This window comes from Achromobacter sp. NFACC18-2 (assembly GCF_900108985.1).
Lineage (GTDB): Bacteria > Pseudomonadota > Gammaproteobacteria > Burkholderiales > Burkholderiaceae_B > Achromobacter.
On record NZ_FNYM01000002.1, the window covers coordinates 312,336 to 334,098 of the forward strand.

The 21,763-nt window shown below is 68.0% G+C and carries 17 protein-coding genes and 1 tRNA gene; 14 read left to right on the forward strand and 4 right to left on the reverse strand.

Annotated elements, in window-relative coordinates; all coding sequences use genetic code 11:
- Positions 1–39: 39 nt before the first annotated feature.
- Positions 40–1,005: a Bug family tripartite tricarboxylate transporter substrate binding protein gene (locus BMW75_RS03850; protein ID WP_092576923.1), complete on the reverse strand. Its 966-nt coding sequence runs from the start codon at positions 1,003–1,005 to the stop codon at positions 40–42.
- A gap of 31 nt (positions 1,006–1,036) precedes the next feature.
- A complete protein-coding gene (locus BMW75_RS03855; protein WP_092576926.1) occupies positions 1,037–2,479 on the reverse strand; it encodes an amidase in 1,443 nt (480 codons plus the stop codon).
- 138 nt (positions 2,480–2,617) lie between these two features.
- Here BMW75_RS03855 and BMW75_RS03860 point away from each other — a divergent pair, with 138 nt between their 5' ends.
- From BMW75_RS03860 to BMW75_RS03880, 5 genes are all read left to right on the forward strand, one after another.
- Complete coding sequence (locus BMW75_RS03860; RefSeq protein ID WP_092576930.1) at positions 2,618–3,430, forward strand: IclR family transcriptional regulator; 813 nt, start codon at positions 2,618–2,620, stop codon at positions 3,428–3,430.
- A gap of 68 nt (positions 3,431–3,498) precedes the next feature.
- Positions 3,499–3,574 (forward strand) — tRNA-Asn (locus BMW75_RS03865).
- A gap of 138 nt (positions 3,575–3,712) precedes the next feature.
- Entirely contained in the window at positions 3,713–4,651 is a 939-nt protein-coding gene (locus BMW75_RS03870) for a LysR substrate-binding domain-containing protein (RefSeq protein WP_092577338.1), read from the forward strand.
- Between the two features lie 117 nt (positions 4,652–4,768).
- The gene (locus BMW75_RS03875) at positions 4,769–5,242 is read left to right on the forward strand and encodes a RidA family protein (RefSeq protein ID WP_092576933.1); all 474 of its coding nucleotides are present in this window, start codon (positions 4,769–4,771) and stop codon (positions 5,240–5,242) included.
- A 25-nt stretch (positions 5,243–5,267) separates the two neighbouring features.
- On the forward strand, positions 5,268–6,494 hold the full coding sequence (locus BMW75_RS03880) for an aminotransferase class V-fold PLP-dependent enzyme (protein WP_092576936.1): 1,227 nt from the start codon (positions 5,268–5,270) through the stop codon (positions 6,492–6,494).
- On the opposite strand, the gene BMW75_RS03885 is transcribed toward BMW75_RS03880, so the two are convergent.
- Positions 6,491–7,396: a DMT family transporter gene (locus tag BMW75_RS03885; RefSeq protein WP_092577340.1), complete on the reverse strand. Its 906-nt coding sequence runs from the start codon at positions 7,394–7,396 to the stop codon at positions 6,491–6,493. The genes BMW75_RS03880 and BMW75_RS03885 overlap by 4 nt on opposite strands.
- A 171-nt stretch (positions 7,397–7,567) precedes the next feature.
- Here BMW75_RS03885 and BMW75_RS03890 point away from each other — a divergent pair, with 171 nt between their 5' ends.
- The 8 genes from BMW75_RS03890 (at position 7,568) to BMW75_RS03925 (ending at position 18,348) form a co-directional block, all read left to right on the forward strand.
- Positions 7,568–8,458: a helix-turn-helix domain-containing protein gene (locus BMW75_RS03890; RefSeq protein ID WP_092576938.1), complete on the forward strand. Its 891-nt coding sequence runs from the start codon at positions 7,568–7,570 to the stop codon at positions 8,456–8,458.
- Between the two features lie 97 nt (positions 8,459–8,555).
- Positions 8,556–9,989, forward strand: coding sequence for a DUF2868 domain-containing protein (locus BMW75_RS03895; RefSeq protein ID WP_092576941.1), 1,434 nt, complete (start codon positions 8,556–8,558; stop codon positions 9,987–9,989).
- The gene (locus tag BMW75_RS03900; RefSeq protein ID WP_092576945.1) at positions 9,982–11,370 is read left to right on the forward strand and encodes a GTPase/DUF3482 domain-containing protein; all 1,389 of its coding nucleotides are present in this window, start codon (positions 9,982–9,984) and stop codon (positions 11,368–11,370) included. The genes BMW75_RS03895 and BMW75_RS03900 overlap by 8 nt, the downstream gene beginning before the upstream one ends.
- Before the next feature lie 356 nt (positions 11,371–11,726).
- The gene (locus BMW75_RS03905) at positions 11,727–13,334 is read left to right on the forward strand and encodes an ABC transporter substrate-binding protein (protein ID WP_092576948.1); all 1,608 of its coding nucleotides are present in this window, start codon (positions 11,727–11,729) and stop codon (positions 13,332–13,334) included.
- A gap of 120 nt (positions 13,335–13,454) precedes the next feature.
- A complete protein-coding gene (locus tag BMW75_RS03910) occupies positions 13,455–14,426 on the forward strand; it encodes an ABC transporter permease (RefSeq protein ID WP_092576951.1) in 972 nt (323 codons plus the stop codon).
- Positions 14,427–14,449: 23 nt separating this feature from the next.
- Positions 14,450–15,376, forward strand: a complete 927-nt coding sequence (locus BMW75_RS03915; RefSeq protein ID WP_076518021.1) for an ABC transporter permease — start codon at positions 14,450–14,452, stop codon at positions 15,374–15,376.
- A gap of 7 nt (positions 15,377–15,383) precedes the next feature.
- The gene (locus BMW75_RS03920) at positions 15,384–17,111 is read left to right on the forward strand and encodes a dipeptide ABC transporter ATP-binding protein (RefSeq protein ID WP_092576954.1); all 1,728 of its coding nucleotides are present in this window, start codon (positions 15,384–15,386) and stop codon (positions 17,109–17,111) included.
- A gap of 28 nt (positions 17,112–17,139) precedes the next feature.
- Positions 17,140–18,348 carry a metal-dependent hydrolase family protein gene (locus BMW75_RS03925; protein WP_092576957.1) on the forward strand — a complete coding sequence of 403 codons (1,209 nt, stop codon included), beginning with the start codon at positions 17,140–17,142 and terminating at the stop codon, positions 18,346–18,348.
- A gap of 92 nt (positions 18,349–18,440) precedes the next feature.
- Here the strand turns inward: BMW75_RS03925 and BMW75_RS03930 are convergent, their stop codons facing one another.
- Positions 18,441–19,913, reverse strand: coding sequence for a YdgA family protein (locus tag BMW75_RS03930; RefSeq protein WP_092576960.1), 1,473 nt, complete (start codon positions 19,911–19,913; stop codon positions 18,441–18,443).
- Between the two features lie 300 nt (positions 19,914–20,213).
- Here BMW75_RS03930 and BMW75_RS03935 point away from each other — a divergent pair, with 300 nt between their 5' ends.
- Positions 20,214–21,755 carry a DEAD/DEAH box helicase gene (locus BMW75_RS03935; protein WP_175493090.1) on the forward strand — a complete coding sequence of 514 codons (1,542 nt, stop codon included), beginning with the start codon at positions 20,214–20,216 and terminating at the stop codon, positions 21,753–21,755.
- Positions 21,756–21,763: the final 8 nt, after the last annotated feature.

A 21,763-nucleotide genomic window follows, 5' to 3' on the forward strand; every position in this document is an offset into this window, starting at 1 on the left:
CGCGGGTCGTCGCGTGCGCGGTTTGCCTATTCGCGCGCCTCAGTCCGGCTTGATCCCGGCGGCCTTGATGATCGCCACGTTGCGCTCGAGCTCGGATTCCACCTTGCGGCGGAACGTCGCCGGGTCGGAAAAGGTGGCGTCAAAGCCCAGTTCCCGCAGCTTGGCGCGCGTGTCGGGTTCGGCCATGACCGCTTCGATCTCCTTGGACAGCCGCGCCACGACGGGCGCCGGCGTGCCGTGCGGCATGACCACCCCGAACCACGTCTCGAAGTCGTAGCCCGCGACGCCGCTTTCGGCGACCGTGGGCACGTCCGGCACCAAGGACGAACGCACGTTGCCCGTCAGCGCCACCGCGCGCGCCTTGCCTGCCTTGATCTGCGGAAGACTGGCCACCAGCGTGTCGATCGACAACGGAATCTGGTTGCCGATCAGGTCCGTCATGGCGGGTGCGCTGCCGCGGTAGGGCACGTGCAGCAGCTTGGCGCCCGTGCGCTGGGCCAGGGATTCGCCCGCGATGTGCGGCGTGGATCCGTTGCCGAAGGACCCAAAGCTGAGCGGCTGCGACGCCGATTTGCTGGTGATGTCGGCCACGGTGCCGATGCCGGTCTGCGGATTGGTCAGGATCACGAACGGCGTGCTGCCCGCAATCGCGACATACTCGTAGCTCTTGAGCGGGTTGTAGTTGAGGTTGGAATAGAGCAGCGGGTTCAGCGTGAAGGTGGGCGCGCCCGTGATCATGAACGTATAGCCATCGGGTGCGGCCCGTGCGACGGCCGTTGCGCCGATGCTGGTGTTGGCGCCCGGCTTGTTCTCGACCACCACGGTCTGGCCCATTCGCGCGCCCAGCTTGGCGGCGAACAGGCGGCCGATGACGTCCGTCGATCCGCCCGGCGGGAAGGGCACGACCATGGTGATCGGCTTGCTGGGATAGTCCTGCGCCAGGGCCAGCACCGGCGCGGCGGCCAGTACGCACAGCGCGATCGCGCGAGCGATGGGTTTGCTCATTGAAATTCCCCTTGTGTGGTTTGTCAGGTGTTCAGTTGGGCAGCACAGGCGCCTGGCGCCAGTACTGCGTGGCCTGTTCGAATGCGTGGGCCAGTTGCAGCAGGGCGCGCTCTTGCCGATAGCGCCCGACAATCTGGATGCCGACGGGCAGGCCGGTCTCGGTAAAGCCACAGGGCACCGAGATCGCGGGGTGGCCCGTCAACGACAGGTAATAGCCCGAGCGCATCCAGTCGATGTAGTTCTGCATCGGCGTGTCTTCGATGCGCTGCACGGTTTCCTGCTCCACCGGGAAGGGCAGCACCTGGCTGACCGGCCCGATCATGAACTCATACGTCTGCATGAACGCATGCATGCGGGCGAACAGGGCGGCGCGGTCGCGCTCGGCCTGCACGACGGCGGTTGCCGGCTGCGTGAGCCCCAGTTCGATGTTCCAGATCACCGAGTCCTTGAGCAGATGACGATGCTCGCGCAGCGCGGCCTCGTAGCCCACGGCGAAGGTCTGCGCGCGCAGCGCCTGGAACGACGCGTCCGCGCCGGTGAAGTCGGGGCAGGCGGGTTCCACCACGGCGCCCAGGTCGGCAAAGACCGGCAGATGGCGCTCCAATGCGCGCTCGACGGCGGGCTCGACGGGCAGGCCGCCCCATGTCGGCGCATAGGCGATGCGCACGCCCTTGAAATCGCGCGCCAGGCTGTCCAGGAAGCGATTTGGGTCCTGGTCGATGGCCAGCGGGTCGCGCGCGTCGACACCGGCCGTGGCGGCGAGCAGGAGCGCCACATCGGCAACGGTACGCGCCATCGGCCCGGCGACCGTCAGGGTGTTGTACGGGCTGGCGGTGGGCCATTGCGGCACGCGTCCCGGAGACGGGCGCAGGCCCACCACGTTGCAGAACGAGGCCGGATTGCGCAGGGACCCGCCCATGTCCGTTCCGTCGGCCAGCGGCGCCATGCGTGCGGCCAGGGCGGCAGCCGCGCCGCCGCTGCTGCCGCCGGCGGTCATGCGCGGATCGTAGGGGTTGCGCGTGGGCCCGAAGACCGTGTTGAAGGTTTGCGAACCGGCCCCGAATTCCGGCAGGTTGGTCTTGCCCAGCGTGATCGCGCCAGCCGCGCGCTCACGGCTCACGATGAGGCTGTCGCGGTCCGGCACGAAATCGCGGTAGAGCGGCGACCCATAGGTGGTGCGCATGCCGGCGGTCAGGAACGAATCCTTGTGGACGATGGGCAGGCCGTGCAGCAGGCCCAGCGGACGGCCGGCGGCCTGGTGCGCATCGGCCTGCGCGGCGCGTGCCATGGCGCCTTCGGCGTCCAGCGTGACCACGGCGTTCACCGCGGGATTCCAGGCCGCGATGCGGTCCAGGTGCGCGGCCATCACGTCGCGGGCACTGACGCGGCCGGCGGCGATGTCATCGCGCAGCGCGACAGCGCTGAGGTCGCAAAGCGTCGACGTCGCGGGCCGGGTGGGGGTCGAAAATTCCATGTGTATTGCCATACGATACAAAGTATTGAATAATCAACTTTATAGTTGGTATTCCCCGCGCCAACAATCCGGGGAAACTAGCGCTTCCCCGTGGGCCGGTGGCATCGCCGGCCGCCTGATTCCTCGCCACGAGCCGCCATGACAACGCCCTCGCCAGACAATCCAGCCGCCTCATCGCAGGACGCCCCCGACCCCGCGGACGACCCGCTGTTCGTCGCATCGCTGGAGAAGGGCATGCGCGTGCTGGAGGCGTTCCGCGACGCCACCGACACGCTCGGGCTGACGGAGATCGCCGCGCTGACCCGCCTGGGCAAGAGCGCCGCGCAGCGCTTCGTGCACACCTGGGAACGGCTGGGCTACCTGAGCAAGGACGCCGCCTCGCGCCGCTACCGGCTCGGTCCGCGCGTCGTCGAGCTGGGTTATTTCTTCCTGCGCACCGACCGCCTGGTGTCCATGGCCGCCCCGCATCTGGTCGCGCTGCGCGACCGCTGCGGCCTGGCGGTGCACATGAGCGTGCTGGAGGGCGGCGACATGATCTACCTGCTGCGCCTGCCCAGCCGGCAGCTCACGCTGGCCGAAATGCTGCCGGGCCGCCGCATGCCGGCCTGGTGCAACAGCGGCGGCCGCATGCTGCTGAGCCAGCTCGACGACGACGCGGTTCGCCAGACGCTGTTGCGCGCGCCCCCGCGCGCCTTCACCCCGCGCACCGTGATCGAGCCACAGGCGCTGCTGGCCCTGATTCAGCAGGCTCGCGACGAGGGCTACGCGCTGACCGAGGACCAGGTGCTGCAGAACCAGGTCGGCGCCGCCGTGCTGCTGCGCGACGCGCGGGACGTGCCCCTGGCCGCCATCAGCGTCAGCGCCCCACGCCACGACTATCCCGCCGACCGCCTGCTGCGCGACATCGTGCCGCAGCTGTTCCGCACCGCCCATGCGATCCAGCACGGGTGACCGCGCAATTTATCGACCCGTTTTGCATTCTTTCGATTTTTTGTGCATAATTCGGCCCCTCTACCTGTTCCCCGATAGCTCAGTCGGTAGAGCGACGGACTGTTAATCCGCAGGTCGCTGGTTCGAGCCCAGCTCGGGGAGCCAAGAATTTGCAGTACCGCAGTACCCTTAAAAAAGCCCGCAACGTGTTTGCGGGCTTTTTGCATTGGCGCCCGCGCAGCCGGATGGGCGTTCGCCCGCATGGCGTAGCATGGCCAGGTCCGCTTCAACCCGATGCCCGCCATGCGTTCCACCCGATCCCTGCCGCCCCTGATCTCCCTGCGTGCCTTCGAGGCGACCGCGCGGCGCCTGAGCTTCTCGCAGGCTGCTGAGGAGCTCCACGTCACGCAGAGCGCCGTCAGCCATCACATCCAGCGCCTGGAATCGGAACTGGGCATCGCGCTCTTTGAGCGGCGCACGCGCGCCATTGCGCTCACCGCCCAGGGCCAGGCCTATTACGAACGCGTGCATGCGGCGTTCGAACTGCTGCGCCTAGGCACGGACGAAGCTCGCGCGCATGATCCGGCCCGCAAAACGCTTCAGAAACCGCTGCGGATCGGATTGCTGGCGTCGTTTGCCACGCGTTGGCTCGCCCCGCGCCTGCCGGCCTTTGCCGCCGCGCATCCCGGCATCGATCTGCAGCTGCAGCCCGATATCGCGTTGGCGGACGTGGCGGGCGGCGAGGTCGACGCCGCGATCCGCTATGGGCGCGGCGGCTGGCCCGGCGTGCGGTCCACGCTGCTGATGACAGAGCGCCTGTCCGTCGTATGCGCGCCCGCGCTGGTCGCCGGCCGGAAGCGGCCGAGGTCGGCGGCCGATCTGCTGCGTCACCCGCTCCTGGTCTCGCACGCCAGGCAACCCTTTGAATGGGACGCGTGGGCGCGCCTGCAGGGCCTGGACTTGAGCCGCGCAGGGACGGTGCGCCTGCACGACTACAACATCGTCGTGGAAGCCGCGCTCGCGGTGCAGGGGCTTGCCATGGGCCGCGAGCGCCTGATCGCCGCCCATCTGGCCAGCGGCGCGCTGGTGCAGGCGCTGCCGGGCGCCGTGCTGGAGGATCCACGCATCGGCTGGTGGTTCGTCACGCCGCGCGGCGTGTCCAGCGAGCCTGTCCAGGCCTTGCGCGACTGGCTGGCGGAAACGGCGGCCCAGGCGTCCCGCCGCCCCGTCGACACGCATTAGTTTTACTCATACGTGCAATGCAAGAATTGATTGGTCACGCGACGCCGCGACCGATACCATCGATAGCATCGGGGTAGCTTCCCGAATCGCTTCTCATCAACTCTCAGGTGATCCGATATGACCCGCAGCATTTCCGCCCGCGTTGCCGAACTTGGCTTGACCCTGGACGCCGCCGCCGCGCCGGCCGCCAATTACGTGCCCTTCGTCCTGGAAGGCAACCTGCTTTATATCTCCGGCCAGATTTCCCGCAAGGACGGCAAGGCGGCGTACCTGGGCCGGCTGGGCGACCAGGTGTCGGATGCCGACGGCGTGGCGGCCGCGCGCGCCTCGGCGCTGGGCATCCTGGCGCAGATCGCCGCCGCCACGGGCGACCGCCTGGACCGCGTGGCCCGCGTGGTCCGGTTGGGCGTGTTCGTGGCCAGCGCCCCCGACTTCAACCGCCACAGCGCGATCGCGAACGGCGCCTCGGACCTGATGGTCGACGTGTTCGGCGACGCCGGCCGCCATGCGCGCAGCGCCGTCGGCGTGGCGTCCCTGCCGCAAGGCGTGGCGGTGGAGGTCGAAGCCGTCATCGCGCTGACCCAGGCCTGATCCCGGCCGCCTGAAAGGACCCGCCATGACTGCCCCCCTCCCGCCGAGCACCGTGCAGGCGCTGCGCGCCATGGCGCCCGGCACGCAAAGCTCGGTGCACTTCAACCATGCCGGCGCGTCGTTGCCGTCCACCGCCACGCTGCAGGCGATCCATGCGCATCTGAAGCGCGAAGCGGCGCAAGGTCCGATGGAGGCCGGCGTCGCGGCGCGCGATCTGACCGAAGCGGCGCGCACGCTGGCGGCGCAACTGCTCAACGCCCAGGTCGATGAAATCGCGCTGACGGGAGGCAATTCGGCCGGGTGGGGCGCGGCTTTCGCGGCGCTGCCGGCGTGGCGGCCCGGCGACCGCATCCTGGTCGGCCGCCACGAATGGGGCGGCAACCTGGCCACCATGCGGCTCCATGCGGCGCGTGCCGGCGCCACGCTTGAGACCATTGCGTCGGACGACAGCGGATGCGTGGACGCGCAGGCGCTGGAGGCCATGCTGGACGATCGCGTGCGGCTGATCGCGCTGACCTGGCTGCCCGCCAACGGCGGTCTCATCAACCCGGCCGCCGCCATCGGACAGGTCGCGCGCCGGCACGGCATTCCCTATTTCGTCGATGCCGCGCAGGCAATCGGGCAGATCCCCATCGATGTGGAGCAGGTCGGCTGCGACGTGCTCAGCGGCCCGGGCCGCAAGGCCTTGCGCGGGCCGCGCGGAACCGGAATCCTGTACGTGCGGCGCGCCTTCCTGGACCGCCTCACGCCCGCCTTCGTCGATACGCATTCCGCGCCGCTCGACGCGGACGGCCAGCCCGTCCTGCGCCCGGACGCCGCGCGCCTGGAGTCCGCCGAGAACTCGCTGGCGCTGCGCTGTGGCCTTGCCAACGCCTTGCGCGAGGCGCTGGATCTGGGGCTGGACACGATCCGTGCCAGCATCGACGCCAACGCCCAGGCGCTGCGCGCCGAACTGGCGGCGATTCCCGGCGTCACCGTGCTGGACCAGGGCCGCGAAAAATCCGGGCTGGTCGCGTTCAACGTGGCAGGCCAGGACGCCGCGGACGTGCAGCGCAGGCTGGCGGCGCAGGGCATCACGATCGGCAGCAACGGCGTGCCCTACACGCCGCTGGACATGCAGGCCCGCGGCCTGGACCGGATCGCGCGCGCCTCGGTCAGTTACCTGACGAGCAGCGCAGAGATCGACCGCTTGCTGGAAGCCTTGCGCGCGCTGGCCGGCCAAACCTGCGCTGGGCGCGGTGCAGCGGGCTAGGCCCGCCCCGCCATCGCGCCGCGCCTGGCAAACGGCGACCACTTCGTGAAGACGAGCAGGTTGCCCAGCATCACCAATGCCAGCCCCGACAGCGCCTGGGGCGTCCACCGGTATCCCTCGACGACGGTGGACACGCTCAGCGCGACGACCGGGAACAACACCGTGCAGTACGCCGCCCGGGCGGGTCCCATGCGGCCCACCAGCGTCAGATAAGCGGTGAAACCGACGATGGACCCCGCCACGGCCAGGTACAGCAGCGCGCCCACGTAGGCCGGCGAAGGATCGAAGTCGAACGGCAGCCCCGTGGCCACGCAGCCGGCCAGCAGGATCGCCGCGCCGTAGAGCATGCTGTAGGCGTTGCCGGTGAGCGGCCGGATGCCGGCGCGCTGTTGCAACGACGACAGCATGTTGCCCGTCGAAAAGCACAGCGTGCCCAGCAGCGCAAACCCCAGGCCCAGCAGGGTTTCATGGCTGGCCTCCTGGCTCGCCAGCTCCGGCCAGAACAGCAGCGCCAGGCCGCAAAAGCCCAGCGCCCCCGCCGCCATGACGCGCGCCGTGATGCGGGTGCCGAACCACAGCCGCGCATTGACGGCGTTCCAGAGCGTCGCGGCGGAAAACACCACCGACACCAGGCCGCTGGGAATCCACTGCGTGGCCGAATAGAAGCACAGGAAATTCAGGCAGAACAGGCACAGGCCCTGGCCCACGCACAGCCAATGGCCGCGCCGGTCCAGCTTCTGCAGTTTGCGCATCAGCCGCAGCGCCGCGAACAGCAGCAGCCCCGCCAGCGCGAAGCGGTAGAAGATCGACACGGGAATGGCGACCACGCCGAGCTGCAGCTTGATGGCGATCCAGGTCGTGCCCCAGATCAGGACGGTGAGCAGGTAGAGGGAGAGATTCATGATGCGGCGCGCGCCGGGCTGCTGCGCAAAGGTCGAATACGGACGCCGGCGGCCGCCCCGGTCGCCGGGCATCCAGTGTGCGCCGGGCCGCCGCGCCGCGATTGCCGGTTCTTGCGCTTTTGTCCGAATCGGGCGCGTCGCGCGCGCGGGATCGCAGTAGCATTCCTTCCCATGGGCAACACCGCTACGGCCCCGGCCGATTTCTCCGTCTTTCGCACCCTGTCGCGCTCCACCGCGACGCTGCAGCGCGCCGCGTCGCTGGGCGAAGGCATGGCGATCTCGCAATGGTCGCGCACCGCCCGCGAAACGCTGGCCTACGACACGCCCGGCCATCACACGCTGTCGCTCTACCTGCAAGGCGGCGACAAGTCGTTCCGGGTCGGCCAGGACGCGCTGCATGGCGGCGCGGACAAGTTCTGCGTGCTGCCCGCCGAGCACCATTCGCGCTGGTGCATGAACGACAACGTGCATTTCCTGCACCTGTACATCGCGCCGCAGCGCCTGGCGCGCGAAGCCGTCATGCGGCTGGACTGCGAACCGCGCACGCTGGAGCTGCGCGACCGCACCTACATCCACGACGACTCGCTGATCGACGTCTGCCGCCGGCTGCTGGGTACCGACTGGAGCCAGCCGGCGGACCGCCTGGCCGCGAGCAGCGCGGCCGAGACCGTGCTGCACCACCTGCTGGGGCAGGGCGTCGCGCGCAAGACGCCGCAGCCCGCACGCGGCGGACTCGCCCCCGGCGTGCGCCGCCGCGTCATGGACTACGTGGACGCCCATCTGGCCGAGCCCCTGACGCTGGACGAACTCGCCGGCGTCGCGGCGCTGTCCACCTATCATTTCGCCCGCATGTTCCACGCCTCGTTTGGCGAGCCGCCTCACGCCTGGGTGCGCGGCCGGCGCCTCGCCCGCGCCAGAAGCCTGCTGGCGACGGGCAAGGGCGACCTGGCAGGGATCGCGCAAGCCTGCGGCTTCGGCAGCGCCAGCCACCTCGCGCGCGTCTTTCGCGACGCCATCGGCGTCACCCCAGGCCAGTACCGCAGCGCGCGCGCCGGCCACTGATACGGCGCGCTGGCAGGCCGTGTGCCGCACCGCGCGGTCTACAATGGCGCATCGCCCTAGCGGCCTCACTCGGCCTGATCCTGCCTGCACCGACGCGATGCCGTCCCCGACCTCTCGCGAACCTTCCCCCCTCGCCGATAGCGCCAGCCAGCGCCGCCTGGGCGCGCACTGGCTGGCCGAACTGATCCGGTTGCGCGAAGCGCACTGGGGCCCGCTGGAGGACGCGCAGGCGGTGCGGCAGGTGCGCCAGCTCGATGCCGACTTGCCATCGCGCATCCTGGCCCGCGCCACGCTGCTGGCCCAACGGGAAAACCTGATCCCCCTCGTCGAAGCCTGGCGCCGCAGCGCCACGGCCATGCTGGTCGTTCTCTTCCTGCTGGCGCTGGTCTCCGGCGCGGGCGCCGCCCTGGGCGCGCTGGGCGACGGCACGCGCCCGGTCAATGTGCTCTGGGCCATGGGCGCGCTCCTGGGCCTGCATGCGCTGACCTTCCTGGTCTGGCTGGCGAGCTTCCTGCTGCGGCCCTCGGCCGTGACCGGGCTTGGCCGCCTCTGGCTCTGGGCCACGCGCAAGCTGGCGCGCGGCCCGGACGGCGCGCTGGTGCCGCAGGCCTTCCTGAATCTGCTGACGCGCGCGGGCGCCTTGCGCGGCCTCTTCGGCAGCATCAGCCATCTGCTGTGGCTGACGGCGCTGTGCGCCGCGCTGGCGACCCTGCTCGTGGTGCTGTCCACCGCCAGCTACCGCTTCGTCTGGGCCACCACGCTGCTGGCGCCCGACACCTTCGTCTGGCTCACGCAGGCCATCGGCTGGCTGCCGGCCCATCTGGGCTTTCCCATGCCCGACGCCGCCACCATCCGCGCCAGCGACGGCACGCAAGTCCTGCCCGCCGCCGCGCAGGCGCAATGGTCGCTGTGGCTGATCGGCGTCGTGGTGGTCTACGGCATCGTGCCGCGCCTGATCGCCGGCGCGCTGTGCGCGGCGGCCACGCTGCGCGCGCTGCGACGCGTGCGCATCGATCCCGCACTCGCCGGCTTCTCGACGCTGCGCGACAGGCTCGAACCGCCCGCCCTGTCCACCGGCATCGACCGTCCGGTCGATCCTCTGCACGAACCGCGCGTGCACGCGCCAGCGCTGGAGGGGCTGGGCGGCCAGCCCGTGCTGCTGGGACTGGAATTGCCCGCGGACCTGGCCTGGCCCCCCGCGGACCTGCCTGACGGCATCCGCCAGGCAGGCAACCTGGATACGCGCGTCGAGCGCAACCGGGTGCTCGATGCGCTGGCCCAGTCCGCCGCCTCGCGCCTCCTGATCGCCTGCGACGCGCGCCAGACTCCCGACCGCGGCACCCTGTCGCTCATTGCGGACCTGTCCGCGCATGCGGGGCAGACCCGAGTCTGGCTGATCCTGCCTCACGCCGGCGCCGACACGCGCGCCGACCTCTGGCGCGACCGGCTGCTGGCGCTGGGCCTGCCCGCCGCCGCCATCCTGCAGACGCCCGTCGCGCCGCTGGACTGGCTGGAGACCGGCCATGGCTGACCCCCTCATCAAGATCGCCCTCGTCGGCCACACCAACACCGGCAAGACCTCGCTCCTGCGCACGCTGACGCGCGACACCAGCTTCGGCGAAGTGGCCGACCGCCCCGGCACCACACGCCACGTCGAAGGCGCGCGCCTGCGCCTGGATGGACGGCCCGTGCTCGAATGGTTCGATACGCCGGGCATGGAAGACAGCATTGCCTTGCTGGAGTACCTGGAGCGCCTGGACCGTCCCGGCGAACGGCTCGACGGTCCCGCGCGCATCCGCCGCTTTTTGGACACGCCCGAAGCGCACGGCCGCTACGAGCAGGAAGCGCGCGTCCTGACCAAGATGCTGGACTGCGATGCGGCGCTGTACGTCATCGACGCGCGCGATCCGGTGCTGGGCAAGCATCGCGATGAACTCGCCATCCTGGCCGCTTGCGGACGGCCCCTGCTTCCGGTGCTCAACTTCGTGAACGCGCCGGCGCACCGCGCCGACGAATGGCGCGACGCCATGGCGCGGCTGGGCCTGCATGCGGTGGTGGAATTCGACACCGTGGCGCCGCCGCTCGATGGCGAACAGCAGTTGTACGCCAAGCTCGGCGTGCTGCTGGACCGCCACGCCGGCGCGCTGGCGCGGCTGTCCGACAGCCTGGCCGCGCAGCGACGCGAGCGCCACGCCGCGGCCTACGAACTGCTCGCGGACCTGCTGATCGACGTCGCCGCGCTCCATCTGTCCAGCCCCAGCGACGACGGCGCGCTCGCCGCCGCTTCTGGCCTGCTGCGCGACCAGGTGCGCCAGCGCGAACAGACCTGCGTGAACGCGCTGCTGGCGCTCTACAACTTCCGCGCGGCGGATTACGCCGACGAAGCGCTGCCGCTGCAAGGCGAACGCTGGGGCATGGATCTCTTCCATCCGCAGGCGCTCAAGGACATGGGTGTGCAGGTCGGCATGGGCGCCGCCGCGGGCGCCATGGCCGGCGCCGCGGTTGATCTGATGAGCGCGGGCTTGAGCCTGGGAACCGGCATGCTGATCGGCGCCGCCGCGGGCGGGCTGTGGCAGGGCGTGGAAAAGCTCGGCAAGCGCGTCGCGGGCAAGCTGCGCGGCTGGCGCGAAATCAGCGTGGACGATGCCGTGTTGCGCCTGCTTGCGTTGCGCCAGCGGCAGTTGATCGAAGCGCTGGAACGACGCGGCCACGCCGCGCGCGAGCCATTGCGGCTAGACCTCCCGGCCGATGACGCATGGCGCAAGGGCCCTTTGCCGGAAGCCCTGAAGGAAGCGCGCAGCCGGCCCGAATGGTCGGCCCTGGGTAAACACTATGAAGACAGCGACCGCCGCAAGCGCGTGCTGCATGAATTGGCGAAAACCCTCGCATCCACGCCGCTGCCGGCCGATTGACCGGCAGCCCGCATGCCTCGCCGAACGCACCATTCAACGCATACGGCAAGCGCGTAATAACCCCAATCCAAACCGATTGACGCTTAAACGAATGCGTCGATAAGATTCGATCTGCATCGACGCGGGTCCGTCCCCGTCATGTCAATCACAAGGGGTTGGATCTATCGTGAAGTCGAAGTCCTGCGCAGTGATTCCCGGCGTCGCCGTCCCCGGCCCGTGCGCAGTTTGCGCCGCGCGCCGCCCGGCTCCCCCCCTTCCTTCGTCTTAAGCAGCAACGCCATGCCCCGGATCCCCATGGGGCCGGGGCCCTGTCACTTCTGTCGCGCTATCCGCGCACCACACGGAGCATGAGGGCTATGCGTACTTTTCACCACTTCAAGCAGGCGGCGCTTGCCGCTGCCGTGGCCGCCTCGCTGGCATTCAGCGCCGGCGCGGCTGCCAAGACCCTGCATTGGTCGTACCAGGGCGACGCCACGTCGATGGATCCGATGGCCCTGAACGAAACCTTCACGCTGGGCTTCCAGGGCAACATCTACGAAACGCTGGCCGGCTACGACGGCGACCTGAAACTCACGCCGCTGCTGGCCGAAAGCTGGGAAAACCCGGAACCCACCAAATGGGTCTTCAAGCTGCGCAAAGGCGTGAAGTTCCATGACGGCTCGCCCTTCACCGCCGACGACGTGATCTTCTCGTGGAAGCGCAGCCTGACGCCGGGCTCCGACATGAAGGGCTACGGCGCCAAGGCCACCGACATCAAGAAGGTGGATGACTACACCATCGAAGTCACCACGCCCACGCCCAACCCCATCCTGCCGCGCGAATGGGTGTTCCTGTACATCATGAGCAAGAACTGGGCGGAGAAGAACAAGACCACCGAGGCGACCAACGTCAAGGGCGACAACCAGGGCAACTACGCCAACCTGCACGCCAACGGCACCGGCCCGTTCATGCTGACCGAACGCCAGCCCGACGTGAAGACCGTGCTCAAGCGCTACGACGGCTACTGGAACAAGAACATCAAGACCAACATCGACGAGGTCATCTTCCAGCCGATCACGCAGGAAGCCACGCGTGTCGCCGCGCTGATCTCGGGTGAAATGGACGTCGTGCAGCCCGTGCCGGTACAGGACTGGAAGCGCCTGGAAGACGCCAAGGGCGTCAAGCCGCTGACCGCGCCCGAAGCCCGCGCCATCTTCATCGGCATGGACCAGGACCGCGATGAGCTCCTGTTCTCCGACGTGAAGGGCAAGAACCCGTTCAAGGATATCCGCGTGCGCGAGGCCGTCGTGCTGGCCGTCGACACCAAGGCCATCAACGAAAAGATCATGCGCGGCGCGGCCAAGCCGCTGGGCTCGCTCATCGCCACGTCCATCAACGGCTACGACGAATCCTTCGGCGCGCCGTACAAGCCCGATCCTGAACGCGCCAAGAAGCTGCTGGCCGAAGCCGGCTATCCCAAGGGCTTCACCGTCACCATGGACTGCCCGAACGACCGCTACGTCAATGACGAAAAGGTCTGCCAGGCCGTGGCCGGCATGCTGGCGCGCGTCGGCATCAAGATCAACCTGCTGGCGCAGACCAAGTCCAAGTACTTCGGCAAGATCCTGCTGCAGGCCGGCAACCAGACCAGCATGTACATGCTGGGATGGACGCCCAGCTCGACCGACGCGCACAACACCCTGCTGAACCTGACCTCGTGCCGCGACGCCAAGACGGCCGCGGGCCAGTTCAACCTGGGCGGCTACTGCAACAAGAAGGTCGACGAGCTGACCAACAAGATCGGCGTCGAAACCGATCAGGCCAAGCGCAACGCGATGATCAAGGAAGCCTTCGGCATCGTGCGCACCGACTTCGGCTACCTGCCGCTGCACCAGCAACCCATGTCCTGGGGCGTGAAGGAAAACGTCACCGTCACGCAGCGTGCCGACGACGTGCTCGATCTGCGCAACGTCGTGCTGCCGTAGCGCGGCGCTTGATGCAACCCCGGGCGGCTCGCGCCGCCCGGACGCACCCGGCCCAGCCCCCATTCCCGCCTCGCGTGCGGAACGCGGCCCGGTGCCATCCGAACAAGAGGGCTTCCTGAGATGCTTTCCTTTATTGCGCAGCGGCTGTTCCAGTCGGTGCTGGTGATGCTGACGGTGGCGCTGATCGCGTTCGCCATGTTCCGCTACGTGGGCGACCCGGTCGCCAGCATGGTCGGCCAGGACACGACGCCCGAGCAGCGCGCCCAGTTGCGCGAACAGCTCGGCCTGGACGATCCCTTCATCGTGCAGTACGCCCACTTCGTCGCCAACGCGGTGCAGGGCGACTTCGGCATGTCCTACCGCCATCGCCGGCCGGTCAGCGAATTGCTCGAAGAGCGCATGCCCGCCACGCTGGAATTGTCATTCGTGTCCGCCGTCATGGCGCTGGCGCTGGGCATTCCCATGGGCATCTACACCGCGCTCAAGCGCCACGGCGTGCTGTCCAAGGCCTTCATGGCGATCTCGCTGGCGGGCATTTCCCTGCCCACCTTTCTGATCGGCATCCTGCTCATCCTGTTCTTCGGCGTGCAGCTGCGCTGGCTGCCCAGTTTCGGGCGGGGCGACGTCGTGAGCCTGGGATGGTGGACCACCGGCTTTCTCACCAAGTCCGGCTGGCTGGCGCTCATCATGCCCGCCATCACGCTGGCGCTCTTCCAGATGACGCTCATCATGCGCCTGGTGCGCGCCGAGATGCTGGAGGTGCTGCGCGCCGACTTCATCAAGTTCGCGCGGGCGCGCGGCCTGCCGGAAAGGCTGATCAACTTCCGCCATGCGCTCAAGAACACGATGGTGCCCGTCATCACCATCACCGGCCTTCAGCTGGGTTCCATCATCGCCTTCGCCATCATCACCGAGACGGTGTTCCAGTGGCCCGGCATGGGGCTCCTGTTCATCCAGGCCATCAGCATGGTGGACATCCCGGTCATGGCCGCCTATCTGGTGCTGATCGCCTTCATGTTCGTGGTCATCAATCTGATTGTCGACCTGCTGTACTTCGTCGTCGACCCGCGCCTGCGCGTGCAGAGCAAGTGAATGGCGGTAAAAAAGGAAATCGCATGATCGCTCGCATCGCCCCCTTCTTCACGCGCGCCGCCGACAGCGACCTGTGGCACAGCTTCAAGCGTTCGCCCGGCGCCATCGTCGCCGCGATCGTCACGCTGGTCATCGTGCTCGGCGCGTTGTTCGCGCCGGTCGTCGCGCCCCACAATCCCTTCGATCTCGCGTCCCTGAGCATCATGGACGCCAACACGCCCCCGGCCTGGGAAGAGGGCGGCAGCCCCGACTTCCTGCTGGGCACGGACGACCAGGGCCGCGACATCCTGTCGGCAGTCATGTACGGCTCTCGCGTGTCGCTGCTGGTCGGCTTTGCCTCGGTGCTGTTCTCGATGGTGCTGGGCGTGACGCTCGGCCTCATCAGCGGCTACGCAGGCGGGCGCGTCGACAGCTTCATCATGCGCATCGCCGACGTGCAGCTCTCGTTTCCCGCGATCCTGGTCGCGCTGCTGATCGACGGCGTGGCGCGCGGACTGCTGCCGCGCGACATGCACGACCAGCTTGCGCTCTATGTGCTGATCTTCGCCATCGGGATTTCGGGCTGGGTGCAGTACGCGCGCACCGTGCGCGGCTCCACGCTGGTCGAGCGCAACAAGGAATACGTCCAGGCGGCCAAGCTGATCGGCATCGGACCCATCACCATCCTGCGCCGCCACATCCTGCCCAACGTCATGGGACCGGTGCTGGTGATCGCCACCATCCACCTCGCGATCGCCATCATCACCGAAGCCACCCTGTCGTTCCTGGGCGTGGGCGTGCCGCCCACCGCGCCGTCGCTGGGCACGTTGATCCGCATCGGCAACAGTTACCTGTTCTCGGGCATGTGGTGGATCTCCATCTTCCCCGGCATCGCGCTGGTTGCGCTGGTGCTGTCGGTCAACCTGCTGGGCGACTGGCTGCGCGACGCGCTCAACCCCAAGCTGCGCTGAGATTGCCATGGCCTTGTTGAACATCGAAGACATCCGTATCGAATTTCCCAGCCGCCGCGGCACGATGGTGGCGGTGGACGGCGTATCGCTGTCCCTGGAAAAAGGCGAGATCCTGGGCGTGGTGGGCGAATCCGGCGCGGGCAAGTCCACCATCGGCAATGCCGTCATCGGCCTGCTCGAAGCGCCGGGACGCCTGGCCGGCGGGTCGGTGCTGCTGAACGGCGAACGCATCGACACGCTCACGCCGGCGCAACAGCGCAAGGTCCGGGGCCGGCGCATCGGCATGATCTTCCAGGATCCGCTGACCTCGCTCGACCCGCTGCAGACCGTGGAAAGCCAGCTCGTCGAAACGATGCTGGTCCACCTGGACCTGTCGCACGACGCGGCAAAGAAGCGCGCCGTGCAGCTCCTGGCGCAGGTCGGCATCGACCAGCCCGAGCTGCGCGTCCAGCAGTACCCGCATCAATTCTCGGGCGGCATGCGGCAGCGCGTGGTGATCGCGCTGGCGCTATGTTGCAAGCCCGAGGTCATCATCGCCGACGAGCCCACCACCGCGCTGGACGTGTCGATCCAGGCGCAGATCCTGGACCTGCTCAAGAAGCTGTGCCGCGAAGAGCAGGTCGGCATGATCATCATCACGCACGACATGGGCGTGATCGCGGACGTGACGGACCGCGTGGCGGTGCTGTACCGCGGCAAGCTGGTGGAGCAGGGTCCCACCGCCAAGATCCTGGGCGACCCCGACCATGCCTACACGCGCAGCCTCATCTCGGCCGTGCCGCGGCCCGACATCAAGCTCAAGCGTTTTCCGCTGGTGACCTACATCGAATCCGTGAGGACGCCCGCGCAGCCGCTGGACCTGGCCACGCACTGGCTGGGGCAGCGCCGCGACTTCGGCAAGCGCACGGACGGCCCGCTGGTCCAGGTGCGCGACCTTTCCATGCGCTTCGTGCTCAAGAGCGCCTTTTTCAAGCGCAACCAGCGCACGCTGGACGCGGTCAAGCGCATCAATCTGTCGATCGGCGAGGGCGAGGTCTTTGGCCTGGTCGGCGAATCGGGATCGGGCAAATCCACCGTCGCGCGGCTGATCTCGGGCCTCTACACGCCCAGCGAAGGCTCGGTCACGTTCGGCGGGACCGACCTCACGGCGCTCAAGGGCGAGAAGGAACTCAATCCCTTCCGGCGGCAGATCCAGATGATCTTCCAGGATCCCTTTTCGTCGCTGAACCCGCGCATGCGCGTGCTGGACATCGTGGCCGAGCCCATCCGCTTCCACAAGCTCGCGGCCAGCGAGGCGGAAACGCGCCGCATCGTGGCCGACCTATTGGACGTGGTGGGCCTGGCCGACCGCGCCGCGGAACGCTTCCCGCACGAATTCTCCGGCGGCCAGCGCCAGCGCATCTGCATCGCGCGCGCGCTGGCCACGCGGCCGCGTTTCCTGATCTGCGACGAGCCCACCTCGGCGCTGGACGTGTCCATCCAGGCGCAGATCCTGAACCTGCTCAAGGACCTGCAGGAAGAGCTGGGCCTGACCATGCTCTTCATCAGCCACGACTTGCCGGTGATCCGCCAGATGTGCGATCGCGTCGGCGTCATGCGCCATGGCGAACTGCTGGAAGTGGCCGAAACGGAAGCCCTGTTCGAACACCCGCAGCACCCCTACAGCCAACATCTGCTTGGCCTCATGCCCCGCCTGCAGTCCATGTCCCGCGAAGGGCTGGACGTGGTGGGCTGAGACCCCGCGCAACCGGAGCCCTCCTGACATGACCGCGACACGACAGACCCTCTTCATCGGCGGCAAGGTATTCGACGGAATGGGGCGGATGCTGCCCGGACACGGCGTGCTGGTCGAGGGCGCCCGCGTGGCGCGGGTGGCGCCAGCCGGCGAGTTCTCCGGCTACGCGGGCGCGCGCGTGGACACCACGGGCATGACGCTCATGCCCAGCCTGGCGGACTGCCACGTGCACCTGGTCTACACGGGTGGCGCGGATCCCAACGCGCAATTGAGCAAGCAGGGCCCGGCACAGATCACGCTGACCGCGCTGGAGAATGCGCAGGCCAGCCTGCGCGGCGGCGTCACCGCGCTGCGCGACTGCGGGGGCAAGGACTACCTGGAATTCGGCGTGCGCGACGCCATCGCGCGCGGCGTTTTTCCCGGCCCCACCATTAAGGCGTCGGGCCGCATCATCTGCATGACGGGCGGCCACGGCAACCGGATCGGCCGCGTGGCCGATGGCTGCGAGGAAGTGGTCAAGGCGGTGCGCGAACAGGTTCACGCGGGCTGCGACCTCGTGAAGATCATGGCGACGGGCGGGGTCATGACGCCCGGCGTCAGCCCGATGGACGCACACTACAGCTTTGACGAGATGAAGGCGGGCGTGCACGAGGCCAAGCGCTTTCGCAAGAGCACGGCCAGCCACGCGCAAGGCACGCAGGGCATCCTGAATGCCGTGCGCGCCGGCATCGATTCCATCGAGCACGGCATCTTCATGGACGACGACTGCCTGCGCGAGATGCTGGAGGCCCAGACCTATCTGGTGCCCACCATCGCCGCCGTGCGCAACATCATCGCCAACGCCGACAACGGCATTCCCGCCTACGCAGTGGAAAAGGCTCGCGCGGTGGAACAGCGCCATCGCGAGTCCTTCCAGATGTACTACAAGGCCGGCGGGCGCATCGCGCTGGGCACGGACGCGGGCACGCCCTTCAACCTGCATGGCGAAAACGCCATGGAGCTGGCTTACATGGTGGAGTTCGGCATGACGCCGGTGGACGCCCTGATCGCCGGCACGTCGCGCGGGCACGACCTGATGGGCCTGGTTGACCACGGCGTCGTCGCCGACGGCAAGGTGGCCGACCTGCTGCTGGTGAAGGGCGATCCCACCGAAGACATCATGCAGGCAGCCGACAAGCGCTTCCATGTGGCCGTGCTGCGCAACGGCGAACTCGCGGCGGGGGCCTTGCCGTCCTGAACGCGGCGGGAAATGAAAACGGGCTGTCGTCATGACAGCCCGCCGCGGGTGCGCCCAGTCTTGCGGCGCACCGGTACGAAGTTCCAGCCGGTTTAGCGCGCGCCGCCCAGGACTCCGCCCATGACCATCATCATGAACTGTTCCAGCGGCATCTTCTTGCCGTTGAAGTCCACCTGGCCGTCAGCGTAGTTCAGGTAGGTCACGATGCTGTCGTTCTCCAGCTTGCCCAGGCCCATCGCGATGGCCATGGTGCCCACCATTTCAGCCTGACCCTTGGCGGTCTGCGCGGCCTGGTCGGCCGGCACGCCACGCGTCTGCGGCTCGATGGCCATCAGGTCGGCCAGGTTGGCCTTGGACAGCACCAGCTTGGCGTCCAGCTTGCGCAGGGCCTGCACCAGCATGTCGGAAAACTCGCCGTCCAGCGCGGCCGGCTTGGCCAGCGCCAGGTTCAGGTTGAACATGGACGTGCCGTTGGCGGTGCGCACTTCAAGCGGCGCCACGGCCAGCGTCGGATTGCCGGCCAGCAGTTGCTCCAGGTTGGTCTTGAGCACGGCGCGCTCTTCGTCCGTGAATTCCGGCGTCGTCTGTTCGCCCTGGCTTTGCAGCATGCGGCGCGAGGCGGCCTCGTAGACGTCGTTCAACGCCTTCAGCGCCTTGGAATCCAGGTTCTGCGCGTCGATGACGAGCTTCATGCCGGCCATGTCCTTGGCCTGCACGTTGATCATGCCGAAATCAACGGCCATCTTGGCGCCCATGGCCGGGCCGGCTTCCGTCAGGTCCACGGCAATGCTCGTGTCCTTGAACTGGACCGGAGGCTTTTCCTTGGACGTGATCGTCCAATCCTTGAACGTCACCTTCTGGCTGCCCACGTACATGTCGTTGGCAGCCGGCTTCATGTCGCTGGTCAGGGTGATGCCCTTGACCGCCATGGCGGTGATGTCGCTGTCCTCGGACGGACCGGACAACACCAGGCTGTCGGCGGCCACGTTGAACACGCCGCGCTTGGTGGACGTGGCGTACTCGAAGTCGCCCTTCATGCCCGAGAAGGCGAGCTTCGAGGCGTCCTTGGCGATTTCCACGGGCGCCATGTCGAAGTTGCCGGTGATGTCTTTGCCGTAGCTGACGCTGTAGTGGCCCGACAGCGGCACCGCGCCCTTGGCGGCGGCGAACCATTCCTTGACGGTCGGCGTCTCTTCCAGCGCGAAGTCGCTGGCGACCATGGCCGGCACGAACTTGCCCGACTTCAGGTTGGACAGCGGCAGGGGGCCGTGGCTCAGGTGTTCGACGAACAGGACCTCATGTTCCTTCGCGGGCGCACCGCCGGTCGCGGGATCGGTGAACTTGATGCGGTAGCGCGCCACGGAGGAGAACACGCCGCGCTCGAACGACGCCAGCTCGGCGACCGCATTGATGCCCCACTTGTCGCCCGCCTTTTTGAGCTCGACGTTCGAGTCCTCGATGGCCTGCTTGACGAAGGCTTCGGCCTTTTGGCCCGTGTACCAGGCCGTGCCGGTCCAGACCGCGCCAAGCGCGACGACGATGCCAACTATTGCCGATTTCTTCATTGCATCCCTTTAGGTTCGATAGGTGAAAGCGGACGGATTATAGGGAGGGTCGCCTAGGGAAAACACTTATTTCGTTCTGATTTGATGCGAATTGTTGCTGAACAATACGAATAACACCCCGCGCCGTATGCCGCACCGCCACATCAGCTACAATCCTTTCGTGCGCTATGCCAATCTGCGCACGTCCGCTAGGCCCTTCGCTGCCAAGCTTCGCCCAACAGGGCGCTTCCCTTTTCTCCTTATTCGACCGCCTGGATTGGAGTCTCTCGACTAGAGCGACAGGCTGCCGCTGGAGTTGTTTTGACTACCTCTTCCCCTTTTGCCGACCTCGGGCTGGCTGATTCGCTATTGCGCGCCATCGCCGACACCGGCTACACCGCGCCCACGCCCATCCAGGCCCAGGCCATTCCGCAAGTGCTCAAAGGCGGCGACCTGCTCGCGGCCGCCCAGACGGGCACCGGCAAGACCGCCGGCTTCACCTTGCCCATTTTGCATCTGCTGTCGCAGAAAAAGCTTGAGGCCCGTAAGCCCGGCCGCCCCCGCTGCCTGATCCTGACCCCCACGCGTGAATTGACCGCGCAGGTCGCCGAATCGGTGCAGACCTATGGCAAGTACACCGCGCTGACCTCCATGGTGATGTTCGGCGGCGTCAACATCAACCCCCAGATTTCCGCACTGCGCAAGCCGCTGGACATCCTGGTGGCCACCCCGGGCCGCCTGCTGGATCACTGCGGCCAGAAGACGATCGACCTGTCGGGCGTGGAAATCCTGGTGCTGGACGAAGCCGACCGCATGCTGGACATGGGCTTCATCCGCGACATCCGCAAGATTCTCGCGCTGCTTCCCAAGCAGCGCCAGAACCTGCTGTTCTCGGCCACGTTCTCGGACGAGATCCGCACGCTCGCGCGCGGCGTCCTGAACAACCCGGGCGAAGTGTCCGTCACCCCGCGCAACACCGCCACCGAGCTGGTCACCCAGACGGTGCACATGGTGGAACAGCATCACAAGCGCGACCTGATCAGCCACATCATCCGTGAAAGCGGCTGGCACCAGGTGCTGGTGTTCACGCGCACCAAGCACGGCGCCAACCGCCTGGCCGAAAAGCTGGTCAAGGACGGCCTGACCGCCGCGGCCATCCACGGCAACAAGAGCCAATCGGCCCGCACGCGCGCGCTGGCCGGCTTCAAGGACAGCACCGTGACCGTGCTGGTCGCGACCGACATCGCGGCCCGCGGCCTGGACATCGACCAGTTGCCCCAGGTGGTGAACTTCGAGCTGCCCAACGTGCCGGAAGACTACGTGCACCGCATCGGCCGCACGGGCCGCGCCGGCGCCACCGGCGCCGCGGTCTCGCTGGTCGACAACAGCGAGATCAAGCTGCTCAAGGATATCGAGCGCCTGATCAAGAAGACGATCGAACGCAAGCCGGTCGAAGGCTGGACGCCTCCGGCCACCAGCGCGGCCGCCTTCGAACGCCAGGAACGCGACGAGGACTCCCGCAACCAGCGCGGCGGCCCGCGCAATGGCGGCGGCGGCCGCGGCGGCAACGGCGGGGCGGGGCGTTCGCGTCCCGGCCAGGGCCAGCCGCGCGCAGCGGCTGGCGGCCGCGCGCCCGCGCCGGCCCGCGCCGGCGAAGGCCGCGCCAACGCCGGTCCGCGTGACGGCAAGCCCACCGACCGTCCGGCTCACGCTGGCCGCGCCGAGGCCCGTCCGCAGCAGAACCACCGCCGCCCCGAAGGCTCGGCGCGTCCGGCCGGCAATGCCGCGACAGGCCGCCCGTCCGAAGGACGTCCGGCGCAGGGGCGTTCCGGCGCTCCCCGCGCCGCGCTGCTGAGCAAGTAACAGCAAGC